Here is a 16,894-nt window from a genome sequence, read left to right on the forward strand (position 1 = left end):
ACGTGTTGTATACCGAAAACGATACGGCGCCAAGGTGTTGGGCGCCGATTTCGAAGGGGTAGAACTCGATCCGGTTGGCCATCATCAGCGACACCGTGTCGCCGCGGCGCACCCCCAGGCCCGCGAGGCCGGCGGCGACCTCGCGCACCTGCGTCGCGAGCTCTCGCCACGTCAGCGTCTGCGTGTCACCGGGCGTGCGGAGCGCGACGGCATCCGGTTGGATCGCGGCGGTGCGCTGGAACGCCTCGCACAGGGTGGCCGGATGCTCGGCTGTCGTCATTTCCGTAGCGTACGTCGGCGCCCAGGGCGCGGACACGTTTTCAGGTGCCGGGCCGCCACAGCTGCACCGTGCTCGTCACACCGGCGGGCAGCTCCAGCAGTTCGATGGGCGTCCCGTCGGGGTCGTAGATGAAGAACATCCGCACTCCCCCGATGTCGACGGGCGGGTCGGCCCGGACGCCGGGGCGGCGGTGCGTCACGGCGTCGTAGGTCGCGTCGAGATCGTCGACCCGGAAGGAGATGTTGGTGTAGCCCAGGTGGGGGCCGCTCGGGCAGTCGGGCACCGCACCCAGCGACAGCAGCTCGACCATCGCGGCCCCGATCAGCCCGCCGATCATGCGGCCCTGCTGGGCGGCGCCGCCGGTGACCGAGTCCAGTCCGGCGCCCTCGAGTTCGATGTCGAAGACGACGTCCATGCCCAGCACGCCGGTGTAGAACGCCAGGGACGCCTCGATGTCGGAGACGCCGATGCAGATGTGCGAGAGGTTCTGCACGGCGAGGGGCTGCTGCTGGCTCATGGGCGCTCCTTGGCGGGGTGGGGTGGGTGAATACCGCAGGTACAGGCGTCAATTGACGGACAGGTGCAGCGCATCCCCCACTCGATGACGGCCCGGGCCCGGGCCAGCGACTCCATCTGGGCGTCGATCTCGGCGAGTTTGGCCTCGGCGAGGCCGCGGCTGGCCGGGCGCCCCGGCGCGTCGTCGGCGAAGAGCAGCTGGATCTCGTCGAGCGAGAACCCCGCGGTCTTGCACAGCGCGATCACCTCGAGCCGGGACAGAACCGAGTCGTCGTAGCGGCGCTGGCCACCCCGCCGCGCCGGCTCCGGCACCAGTCCGATCTGCTCGTAGTAGCGCAGGGTCGTCGCGGCGACCCCGGTTTCGCGGGATATCTCCCCGATGGTGCGGCCACCGGCCATCGCGCCTCCCGAGAATCCCAAGCTTGACTTAGAGCCAACTCTAAGTCCTTAACTGTGGTTATGGCAATCACCTCACGAGCGCAACTGAACGGTTCTCGTTACGCCCTGCTCCGGTCGTTTCGCCGCGACGGCACCCCCGTGGACACGCCCATCTGGTTCGCGTTCGACGGCGGCGGGTTGTTGTTCCGGACCAAAACGGGCCCAAAGACCAGGCGGCTGGCCGCGCGCAGCGACGTCGAACTCGCGGCCTGCGATCACCGGGGCCGGGTCCGCCCGGGAGCGACGGCACTGACCGGCCGCGCGACCGTCCTGTCCGGCGCCGACGCCGAGCGCGCGAACCGCGTGCTGCGGCGGCGGTACGGCTGGCAATGGAACATCGTCCCGCTGATCAAGGTCCCGGGCGTGACCAACGTGCACCAAGATCTGTGCGTGCGCGAGAAGGTGCGACGCGCCCGTGACCGCGGGGTGTGGCCGGACAGCGTCATCGTGCGGGTGGACCTGCCATGACGCACACAGCGATGTCGGACCCGGTCCGCTCCCCCACCCTTCGCCAATGCTGCGGCGCCGCAGCCGGACTCGTGCGCGGCATGGTGCGCCCGAAGCGGCCCGACGAACGATTCCTCCGCAGCATCGTCGACGCGGGACTGCCGGATGCGGCCCGCACCGTGACGGTGACCGCGCTGCCCCAGGTCCCGCGCCCGGTGCCGACCGCCGCCATCGTGGAGGGCACCTTCACGCCGGCCCGCATAGACAATTCGTTGACGTCGTTCCTCATCGCTCACCCGAAGGCCACGTTCATCGTCGACCCCGCGGTCTGCGTCGACGCCGAGCACCGCGCGATCGCTCAACTGCCCGCGGTGTTGCGGGTCGCCGTCCGGCCGCCGGCCAACACGCTTCCCACCATCGCGGCGCTGGCCCGCCTGCCCGAGGCGCCGGCGCTGGATTTCGCATTGCCCACCCACGCGCACTGGGACCACGTGTCGGGCCTGCTGGACCTGCCGGATCTGCCCGTGCATCTGCACCGCCGCGAACACGAATGGATCGGTTCCGGCCCCGTGGCGCCCGTCGGCGGCGTGCGCGATTCGCTGCGCGGCCGCCCGGTCAGCGACTACGAGCTGGACGGGCCGCCGGTGCTGACCTTCACCGGCAGCCACGACCTCTTCGGCGACCGTTCGGTGGTCCTGGTGGATCTGGCCGGTCACACCCCGGGCAGCGTCGGGGTGCTCGCCCACACCGAGCGGGGATGGATCCTGATCGCCGGTGACGCCGCCTGGCACCGGTTGCAGATCGACAAGGTCCGGCAGAAGTCAAGCTACCCGGGCAATTTGGTGGACGAGGATCGCGAGGAGACGTTCAAGACGCTCCAGCGCATGCACCTGGCGCGGCACGCGGTCGCGATCATCCCGACCCACGACCATCAAGCGGCGCTGGGATTGTCGGCCTAGCGCGTCGGCCCCGCGAGCGTGCGTGTTTGCACAACGACACGCCGTAAATCCCGTACATCTGCGCACCCTCGCGGTGCTTGGGGGCGCCCAGCCCGCTAGCCGCCCAGGCAGCCCGGGCCGAGCAGCTCCTTGAGGTCCCCCATCAACGCCGGCGACGGCGTCACCCGCAGCGACGCATCGAGTTCCAGCGTGGTGATCCGGTCCCCGCTGACCAGCCGCAGATGCACCTGCGAGGTTCCCGGGTGCCGGGCCAGCACCTGCTTGAGCGCGCTGACTTTGTCGATGGTGCACTGCCGCGTGGGCAGGCTGACCGCGATCGGCCGGTTCGCCTGGGCGGTGGAAAAGTCCGGCACCACAAGCTCGTTGGCGATCAGGCTGATCCGATCGTCGCGGATGGCCACCTTGGCGTTGATCAGCACGACGGTGTCGTCGGCGATGTCGGCGCCGTAGCTGGAGTATGCGTGCGGGAAGAACATCACCTCGATGCCACCGGTGAGGTCCTCCAATTGCGCAGACGCCCAGGGCATCCCGTTCTTGTTGACCCGCCGGTTGACCGACGCGAGGATGCCGCCCACCCGCACCTGGGTCTCGTTGGCCACATCGCCGTCGAGGATGGCCGGGATCTGGGTGTCGACCTGGGCGGCCAGTAGGTGCGCCACCCCGTTGAGCGGATGCCCCGACACGTACAGGCCCAGCATCTCCCGCTCAAGGGCGAGCTTGTGCTTATCCTCCCACTCGTCGTCGGGCACCTTGATGGTGAATACCGAGTCTTCGGTGCCACTGCCGTCACCGAACAGGTCGAACTGACCGATCGCCTCGGCCTTCTTGGTGCCCAGCACGGAATCGACCGCATCGGTGTGCACCAGGAAAAGGCCCTTGCGGGCGTGACCGAGCGAGTCGAAGGCGCCGGCCTTGATCAGCGACTCGGTGACCTTCTTGTTGCAGGCCGCGATGTCGATCTTGTTCAGGTAGTCCGAGAAATCGGTGAACTTGCCCTTGCCGTTGCGGGTGCCGATCAGCGAACCCACCACGTTGGCGCCGACGTTGCGCACCGCGCCCAACCCGAAGCGGATGTCCGTTCCGACCGACGCGAAGTTCACCAGCGACTCGTTGACGTCGGGCGGCAACACCGTGATGCCCAGCTTGCGGCAGTCGGCCAGGTACACCGCGGCCTTGTCCTTGTCGTCGCCCACCGAGGTCAGCAGCCCGGCCATGTACTCGGCCGGGTAGTTGGCCTTCAGGTAGGCCGTCCAATACGAGACCAGACCGTAGCCGGCCGCGTGCGACTTGTTGAACGCATACCCGGCGAACGGAAGGATGGTGTCCCACAACGCCTTCACCGCTTTTTCGGAGAATCCGTTGGTGGTCATGCCCTCGTAGAAGCCCTTGTACTCGGCCTCGAGCACCTCGAGCTTCTTCTTGCCCATCGCTTTGCGCAGCGCGTCGGCCTTGCCCATCGTGTAGGAGGCGACCTTCTGGGCGATGAACATGATCTGCTCTTGGTAGACGATCAAACCGTAAGTCTCGGACAGGATCTCGCGCAGCGGTTCTTCGAGTTCCGGATGGATCGGCTTGATCGGTTGTCGGCTGTTCTTGCGGTCGGCGTAGTCGTTGTGGGCGTTCATGCCCATCGGGCCGGGGCGGTACAGCGCCAGCACCGCGACGATGTCGTTGAACTCGGTGGGCTGCATGCGGCGCAGCAGATCGCGCATCGGCCCGCCGTCGAGCTGGAACACACCCAGGGTGTCGCCGCGGCCCAGCAGCTCATAGGTGGGTTTGTCATCCAGCGGCACGGATTCCAGGTCGAGGTCAATTCCCCTGTTGGCCTTGATGTTCTCCAGCGCGTCGCCGATGATCGTCAGGTTGCGCAGGCCCAGGAAGTCCATCTTCAGCAGGCCGATGGCCTCACACGACGGGTAGTCCCAGCCGGTGATGATGGCCCCGTCCTGGGCCCGCTTCCACAGCGGGATGGCCTCGGTCAGCGGCTCGCTGCTCATGATCACCGCACACGCGTGCACACCGGCGTTGCGGATCAGGCCTTCCAGGCCGCGGGCGGTCTGGTAGATGGTGCGGACGTCGGGGTCGGTTTCGATCAGGCCGCGGACCTCGGCGGCCTCCTTGTACCGCTCGTGGGCGGGATCGGTGATGCCCGACAGCGGGATGTCCTTGGCCATGATCGGCGGCGGCAGCGCCTTGGTGATCCGGTCGGCGATGGCGAACCCGGGCTGGCCGTAGTGGATTCGCGCCGAATCCTTAAGGGCCGCTTTGGTTTTGATGGTGCCGAAGGTGATGACCTGCGCGACGCGGTCGGAGCCCCACTTTTCGGCGGCATAGCGGACCATCTCGCCCCGGCGACGGTCGTCGAAGTCGATGTCGATGTCGGGAGCCGACGGACGTTCCGGGTTGAGGAAGCGCTCGAACAGCAGACCGTGCGGAATGGGGTCGATGTTGGTGATGCCCAGCGCGTAGGCCACCAGCGAGCCCGCCGCCGAACCACGCCCCGGCCCCACCCGGATGTCGATGGACTTCGCGTGGTTGATCAGGTCGGCGACGATCAGGAAGTAGGACGGGAAACCCTTGTCGCAGATGACCTTGATCTCGTACTCGGCCCGATCGATGTAGTCCTGGCCGACGGTGGATCCGAACCGCCGCCGCAGCCCCGCCATCACCTCGTGGTGCAGCCAGCTCGCCTGGTCGTGGCCCTCGGGCACCGGGAAGATCGGTATCCGGTCGCGCGGCGCCCACACCTCATCGTAGGGCTGCACCCGATCGGCGATGAGCAGGGTGGAATCGCAGGCGCCGGGGACCTCGTCGTCCCAGATTCGGCGCATGTCGGCGGCCGACTTCAGGTAGTAGCCGTCGCCGTCGAACTTGAACCGGTTGGGATCCGAGAGCGTCTTGCCGGTCTGCACGCACAACAGCGCCTCGTGGTTGTGGGCGGCGTCGCGGGTGACGTAGTGGCAGTCGTTGGTGGCCAGCGGCGGGATGCCCAGCTTGCGGCCGATCTCGAGCAGCCCTTCGCGGACCCGCTGCTCGATGGACAGCCCGTGGTCCATCAGCTCGAGGAAGTAGTTGTCGGCGCCGAAGATCTCGCGCCACTTGGCCGCCGACTCCAGCGCCTCGCGCTCCTGGCCCAGCCGAAGGCGGGTCTGCACCTCGCCCGAGGGGCAGCCGGTGGTGGCGATGATGCCCGCGGCGTGCTCGGCGATGATCTCGGCGTCCATCCGCGACCACTTGCCGAGCTGGCCCTCGAAGGACGCCAGCGAGGACAGCTTGAACAGGTTGCGCAGACCGGCGGCGTTCTCGGCCACCATGGTCATGTGCGTGTAGGAGCCGCTGCCCGACACGTCGTCGGACTTCTGGCCGGGGTCACCCCACAGGATCCGCCGGGTATCAAAGCGAGAAGCGGGAGCGATGTACGCCTCGACGCCGATGATCGGCTTGATCCCCGCCTTGGTGGCGGCGTTGTAGAACTCGCTGGCGCCGAACATGTTTCCGTGGTCGGTCATCCCGACCGCGGGCATCTGCAGCCGGTCCACCTCGGCGAGCATCGGCGTGATCTTCGCGGCACCGTCCAACATCGAGTACTCGGTGTGGTTATGCAGGTGCACGAAGGACGAGTCGTTCATAGGGACGCCAGTCTATGACCGCGGACCGACACGAGTTCGGCGTGTCGCCGCGTGTGTCTGTGTTTATTGGTGGCGACCCGCCGCGCCCGGCTTCGCCGCGCTGGCGATCGCCACGAAGCCCGTTACCCGTACAACTCGACGAAGTTCTCCAACGACTTCTGGACGTCGCCTTTGACCGCGCGGGCCGCCGCCGAGCCCACCGGACCGAACAGCGCACGTCCGCCCAGTTCGAGGCGCAGACCCAGCGTCGATCCCTCCTCGGTGGGCCGCACGGAGAGCGTGACGGCGTATTTGGCGCCGCCTTTGCCAGATCCCGACATCGCCACCTCGTGCGGCGGGTCCCACGTGGTCACCGTCCAGGTCACTCGGTTGCGGAGGCCCTTGGCCCGTGCCACGCCGACGATCTGGGTGCCCTCGGCGATCTCGTCGGGCAGCTCGCTGCGCCATCCCTCATGCATGATCAGCCAGTCGCCCAGATCCGACAGATCGGAGACGTGGTCCCACATGTCCTGCGGGGTCATCGGAACGTCGGCGGTCAGGTCCACAGCAGCCACCGCCTGAGCCTAACGCCTCGTCACATCCGCCACTGGGGTCTCTCGCCGAGGCACACGGTCAGTTGCCCGCCTTTGAGCGACAGCGGGAGACGGCGCGGGGACGGCGTGACCGCGGAAGAGGCGCGCCTACCATTTGTCGCTCAGAGGCGGGCATTTCGTCACCTCTCTGGCGGAGAGACGGACGTGACGGGTGTGATCCGGATCCTCGAAACACGTCCGGCGGCAACCGCGCAAATCACGGTTGGGGATCAAGGGCGCGAGGCCGGACGTCGCCTTCTTCCTCGTTGATGCCGATGCGCTCGTGCAGCTTGACCAACGGTTTGGGCGCCCACCAGTTGGCGCGGCCCATCAAGCGCATGAACGCCGGAAGCAGCAGCATTCGAACCAGCGTCGCATCGACCACCACCGCAAGAGTGAGTCCCAGACCAAACATCCTCATGAACGACACCCGCGCGGCTATCAGCGCGGCGAACGAGACCGACATCAACAGCGCCGCTGCTGTCACAACCCGACCGGAGCGGGCCAGGCCCAGCGCGACGGCCTCGTCGTTGGCCTCCGGGGTTCGGTCGGAGTCCAGCCAGTGCTCTCGGATCCGAGACACCAGGAAGACCTCGTAATCCATGGAGAGACCGAACGCGATGCAGAACAGCAGCACCGGCATGTGGATCATCAGGGTTCCGTTGGCGGTGGTGCCCAGGGCGCCGAGGTGGCCGTCCTGGAATATCCACACCAGGGCGCCGAATGCGGCGGTCAGGGACAAGACGTTGAGCACCAAGGCTTTCAGCGGCATCACCACGCTGCCGGTCAACATGAACAACAGGGCGAACGTGATGACCGCGATGATCGACAGGACAAGCGGCAGCCGCGACGTCACCGCCCCGGCACTGTCGCGATTGATCCCCGCCCTGCCGGTGAACAGCACGTCGCGGCCGCCGGGTCCGGCGACGGCATGCAAACGATCCAGCTGTCTTTCCGACGCGGTGGAGAACAACGCGGCCGCACTGCGCACCGTGAGGAACACGCTGCCGTCCTTCGCGCCGGCGGGTGCGGAAGGTGGCCCGACCGGCACGCCGTTCTGGAAGGTCCCGCCCGGCGCCGACACCGACACGACGTCGGCTGCCTGCGAGAGTTGGGCGGCGTAGCGCTCGATCTCGCCGGGCGCCAGCCCGGTCGCATCGGGGATCACCACGGTCGCGTCCCGCTCGGAGTTGACCGCGAAATCGAAGCGCATGTCGTCGCCGACCTGTCGCGCCGACGCCGAAGTCGGCAGCACCCGATCGTCGGAGAAGCCCCAATTCGCCCCGAGAAAAGGCGCCCCCAGCACCAGCAGGAACGCGACGACTGCCAAGCCGATCGGAACCGGCCGCTGCATCACGGCTCTCGTCGAGCGGTACAAGAAGCTCTCTTGGATCCGGCGGGGCGCCGGCTCGGGACGGCCGCGCAGCCGGCGGATCAGCCGCCGCACGTTGAACGAGTCGAGCCGGTCGCCGAGGAGCACGATCACGGCGGGAGTGATCACCACCGCGGCCACGGCGGCCAGTGCGACCACCGCGACGCCCGCGTAGGCGAACGACTTCAGGAAGTACATCGGGAACATCACCATCGTGGCCATGGACAGCGCGACGGTCGTCGCCGAGAACAGCACGGTTCGCCCGGCCGTGCACATGGTGCGAACCAGTGCATCCTCGCGCTCCCTGCCATCGGCGAGTTCGTCGCGGTATCGGCTGATGATCAACAGGGTGTAATCGATGGCCAACGCCAAACCCATGGCCACCGTGAGGTTGAGCGCGAATATCGAGACGTCGGTGGCGAGGGTGATCGCTCGCAGCGTCGCCAGGGTGCAGACGATCGCAAAGCCACCGACCGCCATCGGAATCGCCGCGGCGAGCAGACCGCCGAACACCCACACCAGAACGACGAAGCTCACTGGAAACGCGATGGATTCCATGACCAGCAGGTCTTTTTCGCTCTGTGCATTGATCTGCGCGTAGGTCAGTGACTCGCCGCCGGCCTTCACCGTGACGCCGTCGCGATCGTGCACGATCTTCGTCGCCAGTGCCGCGGCGTGCTTCTGGGCGTTGGTCTCGCCACCGCGGATGCCGGCGACGATGAGTCCGGTCTTACCGTCCTTACTGATCAGCCCCGCCGCGGCCGGCGGCGGAATGGTCCACGCCGAGCTGACCTGGGCCACGTCCGGCGACGCCTGCAGCTGCGCGACGATGTCGGCGGCCACGCTCCGGGCGGTGGGGCTCTGGGCGCCCGCCTCGGTGGTCACCTCGAAAACCAATTGTTGGTCGCCGTGGTCAAACTTCTCCGCGAGCACGCGCTGAGCCCGTGAAGACTGCGATGACGGATCCTGATAGCCGCCCGCCGACAGTACGTCGAGGGCGGAGAAACCGAAAATTCCGGCCGCGACCATGACCAGGAAAGCCACGGCGACGATCCTGCGCGGCGCGATTATGGCGAGTCGAGCGGCTCCCCGTAGCCCCACCTCAGTGCTTGGGCCCGCCGCGGAATCGGTTGCCGATCCGGATGCCGGGCAACAGCAGGCTGCGCGGCACGAATCGGCCGCCCGTACTGACCACCTTGGGCACCACGCCGGGCACCACCGTCCGCCTGCCGGAGAGCATGCCGCCGATCGCCGCCTCGGCCACGTCGCGCGGCGAGACCTGCGCGAGCGGAATGCTGAACCGCTCGGCGTTGGCGATCTCGGCCCACTCGGTCGGCACCGGCCCCGGGCACAGACAGGTGACCGACACCCCGGTTCCGTGCAGCTCCTCGTGAACGGCCTCGGAGAACGTCTGCACGAACGCCTTGCTTGCGGAATACACGGCCATGTACGGAACCGGCTGAAAACCCGCGATCGACGCGATGTTCAGCACCGCGCCGGCACCACGCTCGACCATGCCGGGCAACGCCGCGTGGGTGAGTTCCATCAACGCCAGCGCGTTGAGGATGATCTCGTCACCCTCGCGCTGCACCGGCAACTCGTGGAAGACCCCGCTGGTGCCGAAGCCGGCGCTGTTGCACAGCCCGGCGATCGGCTCGGCGCGCAACCGGTTCGCCAGTGTGGCGCGGGCCGCACCGTCGCTGAGATCCAGCGGCAGCACCTCGACGGCGACCGAGTATTCCTTGCCCACCTCGTTGGCCAGCTCGTCGAGGCGGTCGCGGCGCCGCGCCACCAGTAGCAGCGGGAAGCCGCGGCGGGCCAGTCCGCGAGCCAGTTCGGCGCCGATACCCGATGAGGCGCCGGTGATGACGACGGTGGTCTCGATGTCAGGTTTTGGAAGGCTCATATCTCACCAATGTATCCCTCGGGTCGCCCGCACGAACGTTTCGCTTCGTCTATCGAATTCCGTTGTGTCAGTTGTCGATTCACCGCCCTTTGCGGCACTTGAGTCGCTGAACATGGCGAACGCGCGGTTGCGCACCCGGTCCATCACCGCCGGGTTGACCGCATCGGCGACGGCGGCGAACTGGCCGAACGGCGAGCTGGCCCGGCGGGGCCGGTGCACGATCGCGTCCGCGATCACCCCGGCCGCCTGCTCGGGCGTCAGCGCCGGGAATTTGTCGTAGAGCGTGGTCGGGCTGATCATCGGCGTGCGCACCAGCGCCATGTGCACGGTGGTGAACCGCACGTCATCGTTCACGGTCTCGGCCTGTAGCGCGTCGCACAGGCTGTCCAGCGCCGCCTTGCTGGCGATGTAGGCCCCGAAGCGGGGCGCGCGAGTCTGCACGCCGACCGAGGAGATGTTGAGCACGTGCCCGAATCCGCGCTCGCGCATCCCGGGGATGAACTTGAGGATCAGCTGGACCGCGCCGAGGTAGTTCAGCTGCATGGTCCGCTGATAGTCGTGGATCCGGTCGTAGGACAGCGCCAGCGAACGTCGAATCGACCGCCCCGCATTGTTGATCAGGATGTCGACGCCGCCGAGATCGTCGAGCACCTGATCGGCCATCGCGGCGATGGCGTCCATGTCGGTCAGGTCGCACGGATAGACGTGGGCGGTCCCGCCGTGGGTCGCCCGGATGTCAGCGGCGACCTTCTCGAGGTTCTCCCGGGTGCGGGCCACCAGCGCCACCGCGCCGCCGGCTTCGGCGATCTTCTTCGCGGCGGCCTCGCCGATGCCCGACGATCCCCCGGTGATCAGGGCGGTCTTGCCCTCGACGGCCTCCTCGAGGGTGCGGCCTTGCACGGCGTCGAGCAGGTTCCGCAGATAGAACGGCCGATACCGCCCGGCCGAGTTGGGGGTGTTGACGATGTGCGATACCGCCGCCAGCGGTTTTTCCACCAGGTTCCCCAGCGAGTTCTCCACCAGGTTCGTTAAGTCACCAAGGTTCATCGGCGTTCGCTCCTGATGGGTGATGTGACGTGCGTCATAACGCCAACCTAGGACATCGGCCCCCCGGGCCGGTGCGGATTGCGGTCATGTCACGCGAGGCGCGCTCTCACGGCCGGCCCGCAAGAATCGCGACCTGTGGGTAATCCGCTTGTTACACAGGGCAATCCGGGCGTCATCCCGCACTGAGCCACGGGCAATGCCGGGATGCTCCGATCGAGCTCGCGGTCGACGACTGCTTACCATGCCTGCATGCGGCGCACATTTGACGAGCTGATCAGCGAGGCCGACACCGCGCCGGTCGACGGCTGGGACTTTTCCTGGCTGGACGGCCGGGCGACCGAGGAACGCCCGTCCTGGGGCTATCAACGTCTGCTGAGCCGCCGGTTGGCGACGGTGGCGGCCGCGCTGGACATTCACACCGGAGGCGGGGAGGTGCTGGCCGGCGCGGCACCGTTCCCACCCACCATGGCGGCCATCGAGACGTGGCCTCCCAACGCGGCCCTGGCCACCCGGCGCCTGCATCCGCTGGGCGTGGTGGTGGTCGCGACCCGGGATGAGCCGCCACTGCCGTTCGCCGACGGGGCGTTCGACCTGGTGACCACGCGCCATCCGATCTCCCTCTGGTGGACCGAGATCTTTCGGGTGCTCCGGCCGGGCGGCACCTACTTCGCGCAGCACATCGGCCCCGCCACGATGGGCGAGCTGGTCGAATACTTCATCGGGCCGCAGCCGGAAAAGTGGGCCGAGTTTCACCCCGACGCCGTGCGCGCCCAAGCCGAGGCCGCCGGGCTGCGGATCGTGGATCTGCGGATGGAGCGGATGCGCGCCGAGTTCTTCGACGTCGGCGCCGTCGTCTACTTCCTGCGCAAGGTGGTCTGGTCGGTGCCGGACTTCAGCGTGCAGCGCTACCGTGACCGGCTGGCCGAGCTGCACGAGCGGATCGAGGCCGACGGTCCGTTCGTCACGCACTCGACGCGGGTGCTCGTCGAGGCCCGCCGACCCGAGTGACCGATCAGCCCTCGTCGCGCAGCACGTCCAGCGCGTGCTGCAGATCGGGCGGGTAGGGGCTGACGATCTCGATCCGCCGCCCGTCGCCCGGGTGGGCGAACGACAGCGAGCGGGCGTGCAGCCATTGACGTTCCAGGCCAAGCTTTTTCGCGAGCTTGGGGTCGGCGCCGTAAACCAGGTCGCCGCAGCACGGGTGGTGCAGCGCGGAGAAGTGCACCCGGATCTGGTGGGTGCGCCCGGTTTCCAGATGGACGTCGAGCAGGCTGGCGGCGACGAAGGCCTCCACGGTGTCATAGTGGGTCAGGCTGTGCCGGCCGTCCTTGGTGACCGCGAACTTCCACTCACCGCCGCGGTGCCGCCCGATCGGCGCGTCGATGGTCCCGCTGGACGGGTCCGGATGCCCCTGCACCAGCGCGTGGTAGCGCTTGTCGACGGTGCGCTGCTTGAACGCCCGTTTGAGCACGGTGTAAGCGCGTTCCGACAGCGCCACCACCATCACCCCGGACGTTCCGACGTCGAGGCGATGCACGATGCCCTGCCGCTCGGGCACACCCGACGTGGTGATCCGGTAGCCGGCCGCGGCCAGGCCGCCGAGCACCGTCGGTCCGCTCCAGCCCACCGACGCGTGGGCGGCCACCGCCGCCGGCTTGTCGACCGCGACGATGTCGTCGTCGGAATACAGGATGGTCATGCCCTCGATGTCGACCGGTGTGTTCTGCGGCGGATCGGGCGCCTCGGGCAGGCGCACCTGCAGCCACGCGCCGCCGGTCAGCCGATCGGACTTGCCGGCCTGCACCCCGTCCAGTTCGACGCCGCCGTCTTCGGCCAGGGTCGCCGCAGCGCTGCGCGACAGCCCCAGCAGGCGGGCCAGCCCGGCGTCGACGCGCATGCCCGCCAGCCCCTCCGGGACCGGCATCGAGCGGTCACTCACCCGCGCTGTCCTCGGTGTCCCCGGTGTCAGGGTCGGCCTTGCGCCGACCCGCGGAGTCGAAGTCGAAACCGAAGATCGACAGCACCACCAGCAGGATGGCGCCACCGACCACCGAGGGATCGGCGACGTTGAACACCGGCCACCAACCGACCGAGAGGAAGTCGACGACGTGGCCGCGCAGCGGTCCGGGGGCCCGGAAGAAACGGTCGACCAGGTTGCCCATGGCGCCGCCGAGGATCAATCCCAGGCCGACCGCCCACCAGGGTGACACCAGCCGCCGGCCCATCCAGAAGATGCCGACCACCACACCGGTCGCGATCAGGGTCAGCATCCAGGTGTAACCGGTTGCCATCGAGAACGCGGCACCCGAATTGCGCACCAGGGTCCAGGTCACCGTGTCGCCGATGATCGGCACCGGTTGACCGGGAGGCAGCAGCTTGACGGCGAGCACCTTGGTGACGATGTCCAGGGCCAGGACGATCGCCGCGACCGACAGCAGCAGGCGCAGCCGGCGCGGCGGGTCGGTGGCGGCGGCGTCCTCAGCCGCGTCGGCCGGGGTCACCGGCTCAGTCGATCCCGTTGTTTCTTCAGGCACTCTCCCATCATCCCCTACCGCCCCGCGCGGGCTCGCGATGTGCGCGCGGCGGCGATGCGCGATGATTCGAACATGGCCCGCCTCACCGTGATCGCCACCGGGGGCACGATATCGACCGGCACCGGCGCCGACGGGGTGCACCGACCCTCCTATAGCGGGGCGGATTTGACGGCGCCCTTCCGCGGGGATCACGACGTGGACGTCGTCGACCTGCTGGCGGTCGACAGCTCGGAGCTGACGCTGGCCGACTGGGACCGGATTCGCGACGCGGTGATCGCCGCGCTCGGCGACGGCGCCGACGGTGTGGTCGTCCTGCATGGCACCGACACCATGGAGGAAACCGCCCTGTGGCTCGATCTCACCTATGCCGGCGACGCGCCGATCGTGCTGACCGGCGCCATGCGCAGCGCCGACGCCCCCAACGCTGACGGTCCGGGGAATGTGCGCGACGCCCTGGCCGTGGCGGCCAGTCCCGCGGCTCGCGGCCTGGGCGTGATGATGTGTTTTGCGGGCCGGGTGCTGCAGCCGTTGGGCATGTACAAGGTGGCCACCGAGGACCTCGGCGGCTTCACCGGTCAGCTGCTCGGCACCGTCGCCGGCGACGTGGCGCTGGCCGGCCCGAAGACACGGCCCTACCTCGGCGATCTGCGCGCCGCCTCGGCGCCGCGGGTCGACATCGTCGCGGCCTACCTGGGCAGCGACGCGGTGGCGCTCGACGCCTGCGTGGCCGCCGGGGCGCGGGCCGTGGTCCTCGAGGCGCTGGGTTCGGGTAACGCCGGGCCCGCGGTGGTCGACGCGGTGCGCCGGCACTGCGGCGACGGGGTCGGCGTCGCGGTGTCCACCCGGGTGCCCGGCGGGCGGGTCGGCGCGAGCTACGGCCCCGGGCATGACATGGCGGCCGCCGGGGCGGTGATGGTGCCCGGGCTGCGGCCGTCTCAGGCGCGCGTTTTGCTGATCGCCGCGCTGGCCGCCGGGCTACCCGTCGCCGACGTCGTCGGCCGGTGGGGCTGACGCAGCGGCGGCCTGCAGGCCGTCGACGTAATCCGGCCAGTCCAGCGAATCGACCGGATTGGCGCGGACCAGCTCGTCGCTGTCGGCGGGAAATGTCTTCGCCGAGCCCGGGCCGGAGGCGCGGGTCTCGAACCGGGCGGTGACCACGCCGTGGCCGGCGCCCTGCACCCAGCCGTGCCCGAGGTCGCGGTGGCCGACGTCGTCTCCCACCCGCCAGCCGGTCGCCTCCGCCGCCGGGGGGCCGGGTCCCGTGCCGAACATGGCCTCGGTCGCGGTTTCGACGGACGGCGAATCCGGTTGCGCCTGCGGCAGTTCCAAATCCGGGAACAGCGACCCCTGGCGCACGTCGCTCAATCCCGAAAACCCCACGCCGAGAAGGCGAATGGGCCCGATTTCGCGCGGATCGAGCAGCAGCCGGCGGGCCACGCCGACCAGCGCGGCGACCTCGGTGGTGGCGTACGGCAGCGTCGCGGACCGGGTCAGCGTGCTCATGTCGGATTTCTTCAGCTTGACCGTGACGGTGCGCGCGCCGCGGCCATCGCGCAGCAGGCGGTGATGGGCATGCTCGGCGATCGGTTCGATCGCCTCGCGCAGCTGCTCCAGGCTGGTCAGGTCGACGGCGAAGGTCGACTCGGAGCTGATCTGCTTGGCTTCGGCGCGTTCGGCGACGGGGCGGTCGTCGATGCCGTGGGCCAGCCGGTGCAGCGCCGGCCCGATCGTGGCGCCCAGGATGTTGGCCGCCTCCGCGTCGGTCAGCGCGGCCAGCTCCGCGATGGTCTCGATGCCGAGGCGATGCAACTTCTCCTCGGCGACCGGGCCGATCCCCCACAGCCGGCGCACCGGCAATCCGCCGAGCAGCGTGCGTTCTTCGGCGCGGCGGACCACCCGAATTCCGTCGGGCTTGGCCAGTCCGGAGGCGATCTTGGCGATCTGCTTGCCCGAGCCCGCGCCCACCGAGGCGATCAGCCCGGTCCGGTCCCGAACCCGTCGGCGCAGGTCCTCGCAGAAGGTTTCGACGTCCTCGGCGGACGCCCCGGCCAGCTGGGCGGGTTCGCCGAACCCCTCGTCGAAGGAGAGTTGCTCGACGACGGGGACCACGGCGCGCACGGTGTCGAAGACGCGGCGGCTGGCCACCCCGTACACGACGCCGCGCGGCGGCAGCACCACGGCGCTCACACCGACCAGCCGGCGGGCCTGATGCATGGGCATGGCCGATCGGGCGCCGAACACGCGCGCCTCGTAGCTGGCGCCGGCGACCACGCCGCGACCACCCAGACCGCCGACCAGCACCGGCCGGCCGCGCAGGGTCGGCCGGGTGAGTTGCTCGACGGAAGCGAAGAACGCGTCCATGTCCAGGTGCAGCACCCAACGCGACTCCACACGATCGATGCTAGGGACTAACGTTTCGGCTTATGGCCATGAACCTTGCGCACCGCCGGATCTGCAGCTCCGAACGCTGGGCGAAGTCGGTCGAGGGCGAGCTGCTGCCGTGGGTGCTGGCCGATGTGGACCTGGGTGACAACACGCTGGAAATCGGGCCGGGTTACGGCGCGATCCTGCGGGTGCTGGTCGACAAGACGCCGAGGCTCACCTCGGTGGAGATCGATACGCCGATGGCCGAGCGCCTGCAGAAGCTGTACGGCGACCGGGCCCGCATCATCAACGGCGACGCCACCGATACCGGGTTGCCGTCCGGCGAGTTCAGCTCGGTGGTGTCGTTCACGATGCTGCACCACGTCCCGACCGTCGACTTGCAGGACCGCTTGTTCGCCGAGGCCTTCCGGGTGCTTCGCCCCGGCGGCGTGTTCGCCGGCAGCGACAGCGTCACCTCGCTGCTGTTCCGGATCCTGCACTTCCGCGACACCTGCAACACGGTCTCGCCGGAAACATTGCCGGATCGCTTGCGCGCGGTGGGGTTTGACGACGTCGTGGTCGAAGTGCGCGGGGGCAGGCAGCGCTGGCGCGCCGTCAAACCTTAGGCGGCCGCGCTCGCGTCGCCGCAACCCTAGGCGGCCGCGAGACTGTACTTAGCGACGGGTCTTCTCGAGAAACGCGTCGCCAGTTACAGTCTCGCGGTCAGCACGGGCAGCCCCTCGCGCGCAGGGCGCTCCGAGCCCGAGCTACGACGACGTCGGGCCGATGACGCAGCAGGTCGGCGCCGACCCGGACCAGGCGCCATCCCC

At 68.8% G+C, this 16,894-nt stretch carries 16 protein-coding genes; 5 read left to right on the forward strand and 11 right to left on the reverse strand.

Going from position 1 to position 16,894, the window contains the following annotated elements:
- The 3 genes from Q0W90_RS16450 to Q0W90_RS16460 form a co-directional block, all read right to left on the reverse strand.
- Positions 1-280 (reverse strand): AMP-binding protein (locus Q0W90_RS16450; protein WP_297775261.1); only part of this gene is annotated, 280 nt, incomplete at its 3' end.
- 40 nt (positions 281-320) lie between these two features.
- On the reverse strand, positions 321-797 hold the full coding sequence (locus Q0W90_RS16455) for a VOC family protein (RefSeq protein WP_297775263.1): 477 nt from the start codon (positions 795-797) through the stop codon (positions 321-323).
- Positions 794-1,195: a helix-turn-helix domain-containing protein gene (locus Q0W90_RS16460; protein WP_297775265.1), complete on the reverse strand. Its 402-nt coding sequence runs from the start codon at positions 1,193-1,195 to the stop codon at positions 794-796. Before Q0W90_RS16460 ends, Q0W90_RS16455 begins: the two co-directional genes overlap by 4 nt.
- Positions 1,196-1,255: 60 nt before the next feature.
- Between Q0W90_RS16460 and Q0W90_RS16465 the strand changes: the two genes are divergently transcribed.
- Entirely contained in the window at positions 1,256-1,702 is a 447-nt protein-coding gene (locus tag Q0W90_RS16465) for a PPOX class F420-dependent oxidoreductase (RefSeq protein ID WP_297602098.1), read from the forward strand.
- Positions 1,699-2,640 carry an MBL fold metallo-hydrolase gene (locus Q0W90_RS16470; protein ID WP_297775266.1) on the forward strand — a complete coding sequence of 314 codons (942 nt, stop codon included), beginning with the start codon at positions 1,699-1,701 and terminating at the stop codon, positions 2,638-2,640. Before Q0W90_RS16465 ends, Q0W90_RS16470 begins: the two co-directional genes overlap by 4 nt.
- 95 nt (positions 2,641-2,735) lie before the next feature.
- Here the strand turns inward: Q0W90_RS16470 and dnaE are convergent, their stop codons facing one another.
- The 5 genes from dnaE to Q0W90_RS16495 form a co-directional block, all read right to left on the reverse strand.
- Positions 2,736-6,269 (reverse strand): DNA polymerase III subunit alpha, encoded by a 3,534-nt coding sequence (gene dnaE, locus Q0W90_RS16475; RefSeq protein WP_297701267.1) that lies wholly within the window; start codon positions 6,267-6,269, stop codon positions 2,736-2,738.
- Positions 6,270-6,391: 122 nt separating this feature from the next.
- Positions 6,392-6,823: an SRPBCC family protein gene (locus Q0W90_RS16480; protein ID WP_297599623.1), complete on the reverse strand. Its 432-nt coding sequence runs from the start codon at positions 6,821-6,823 to the stop codon at positions 6,392-6,394.
- Positions 6,824-7,058: 235 nt separating this feature from the next.
- Complete coding sequence (locus tag Q0W90_RS16485; protein WP_297775270.1) at positions 7,059-9,242, reverse strand: MMPL family transporter; 2,184 nt, start codon at positions 9,240-9,242, stop codon at positions 7,059-7,061.
- Positions 9,243-9,315: 73 nt separating this feature from the next.
- Positions 9,316-10,119: an SDR family oxidoreductase gene (locus Q0W90_RS16490; RefSeq protein WP_297599621.1), complete on the reverse strand. Its 804-nt coding sequence runs from the start codon at positions 10,117-10,119 to the stop codon at positions 9,316-9,318.
- A 3-nt stretch (positions 10,120-10,122) separates the two neighbouring features.
- Positions 10,123-11,166, reverse strand: coding sequence for an SDR family NAD(P)-dependent oxidoreductase (locus Q0W90_RS16495; protein WP_297599618.1), 1,044 nt, complete (start codon positions 11,164-11,166; stop codon positions 10,123-10,125).
- A 249-nt stretch (positions 11,167-11,415) separates the two neighbouring features.
- Between Q0W90_RS16495 and Q0W90_RS16500 the strand changes: the two genes are divergently transcribed.
- A complete protein-coding gene (locus tag Q0W90_RS16500) occupies positions 11,416-12,174 on the forward strand; it encodes a class I SAM-dependent methyltransferase (RefSeq protein WP_297700612.1) in 759 nt (252 codons plus the stop codon).
- A gap of 4 nt (positions 12,175-12,178) precedes the next feature.
- Here the strand turns inward: Q0W90_RS16500 and Q0W90_RS16505 are convergent, their stop codons facing one another.
- Both Q0W90_RS16505 and lspA read right to left on the reverse strand, forming a co-directional pair.
- Positions 12,179-13,105, reverse strand: a complete 927-nt coding sequence (locus tag Q0W90_RS16505) for an RluA family pseudouridine synthase (RefSeq protein WP_297599615.1) — start codon at positions 13,103-13,105, stop codon at positions 12,179-12,181.
- Positions 13,098-13,700 (reverse strand): signal peptidase II, encoded by a 603-nt coding sequence (gene lspA, locus Q0W90_RS16510; protein ID WP_297599613.1) that lies wholly within the window; start codon positions 13,698-13,700, stop codon positions 13,098-13,100. Before lspA ends, Q0W90_RS16505 begins: the two co-directional genes overlap by 8 nt.
- A gap of 54 nt (positions 13,701-13,754) precedes the next feature.
- Here lspA and Q0W90_RS16515 point away from each other — a divergent pair, with 54 nt between their 5' ends.
- Complete coding sequence (locus Q0W90_RS16515; RefSeq protein ID WP_297775269.1) at positions 13,755-14,711, forward strand: asparaginase; 957 nt, start codon at positions 13,755-13,757, stop codon at positions 14,709-14,711.
- On the opposite strand, the gene Q0W90_RS16520 is transcribed toward Q0W90_RS16515, so the two are convergent.
- The gene (locus tag Q0W90_RS16520; protein WP_297775272.1) at positions 14,676-16,076 is read right to left on the reverse strand and encodes a DNA polymerase IV; all 1,401 of its coding nucleotides are present in this window, start codon (positions 16,074-16,076) and stop codon (positions 14,676-14,678) included. The genes Q0W90_RS16515 and Q0W90_RS16520 overlap by 36 nt on opposite strands.
- Before the next feature lie 47 nt (positions 16,077-16,123).
- Between Q0W90_RS16520 and Q0W90_RS16525 the strand changes: the two genes are divergently transcribed.
- Entirely contained in the window at positions 16,124-16,690 is a 567-nt protein-coding gene (locus tag Q0W90_RS16525) for a class I SAM-dependent methyltransferase (protein ID WP_297599609.1), read from the forward strand.
- Positions 16,691-16,894: the final 204 nt, after the last annotated feature.

The sequence above is a fragment of the Mycobacterium sp. genome (assembly GCF_025933915.1).
Classification (GTDB): domain Bacteria; phylum Actinomycetota; class Actinomycetes; order Mycobacteriales; family Mycobacteriaceae; genus Mycobacterium.

What these genes read in the sequence shown, in the direction of transcription:
- Q0W90_RS16490 (WP_297599621.1), bottom strand. Translation starts at nt 10,119, where the DNA reads ATGAGCCTTCCAAAACCTGACATCGAGACCACCGTCGTCATCACCGGC.
- dnaE (WP_297701267.1), bottom strand. Translation starts at nt 6,269, where the DNA reads ATGAACGACTCGTCCTTCGTGCACCTGCATAACCACACCGAGTACTCG.
- Q0W90_RS16465 (WP_297602098.1), top strand. Translation starts at nt 1,256, where the DNA reads ATGGCAATCACCTCACGAGCGCAACTGAACGGTTCTCGTTACGCCCTG.
- Q0W90_RS16460 (WP_297775265.1), bottom strand. Translation starts at nt 1,195, where the DNA reads ATGGCCGGTGGCCGCACCATCGGGGAGATATCCCGCGAAACCGGGGTC.
- Q0W90_RS16525 (WP_297599609.1), top strand. Translation starts at nt 16,124, where the DNA reads ATGGCCATGAACCTTGCGCACCGCCGGATCTGCAGCTCCGAACGCTGG.
- Q0W90_RS16500 (WP_297700612.1), top strand. Translation starts at nt 11,416, where the DNA reads ATGCGGCGCACATTTGACGAGCTGATCAGCGAGGCCGACACCGCGCCG.
- Q0W90_RS16455 (WP_297775263.1), bottom strand. Translation starts at nt 797, where the DNA reads ATGAGCCAGCAGCAGCCCCTCGCCGTGCAGAACCTCTCGCACATCTGC.
- Q0W90_RS16470 (WP_297775266.1), top strand. Translation starts at nt 1,699, where the DNA reads ATGACGCACACAGCGATGTCGGACCCGGTCCGCTCCCCCACCCTTCGC.
- Q0W90_RS16485 (WP_297775270.1), bottom strand. Translation starts at nt 9,242, where the DNA reads ATGGTCGCGGCCGGAATTTTCGGTTTCTCCGCCCTCGACGTACTGTCG.
- Q0W90_RS16495 (WP_297599618.1), bottom strand. Translation starts at nt 11,166, where the DNA reads ATGAACCTTGGTGACTTAACGAACCTGGTGGAGAACTCGCTGGGGAAC.
- Q0W90_RS16515 (WP_297775269.1), top strand. Translation starts at nt 13,755, where the DNA reads ATGCGCGATGATTCGAACATGGCCCGCCTCACCGTGATCGCCACCGGG.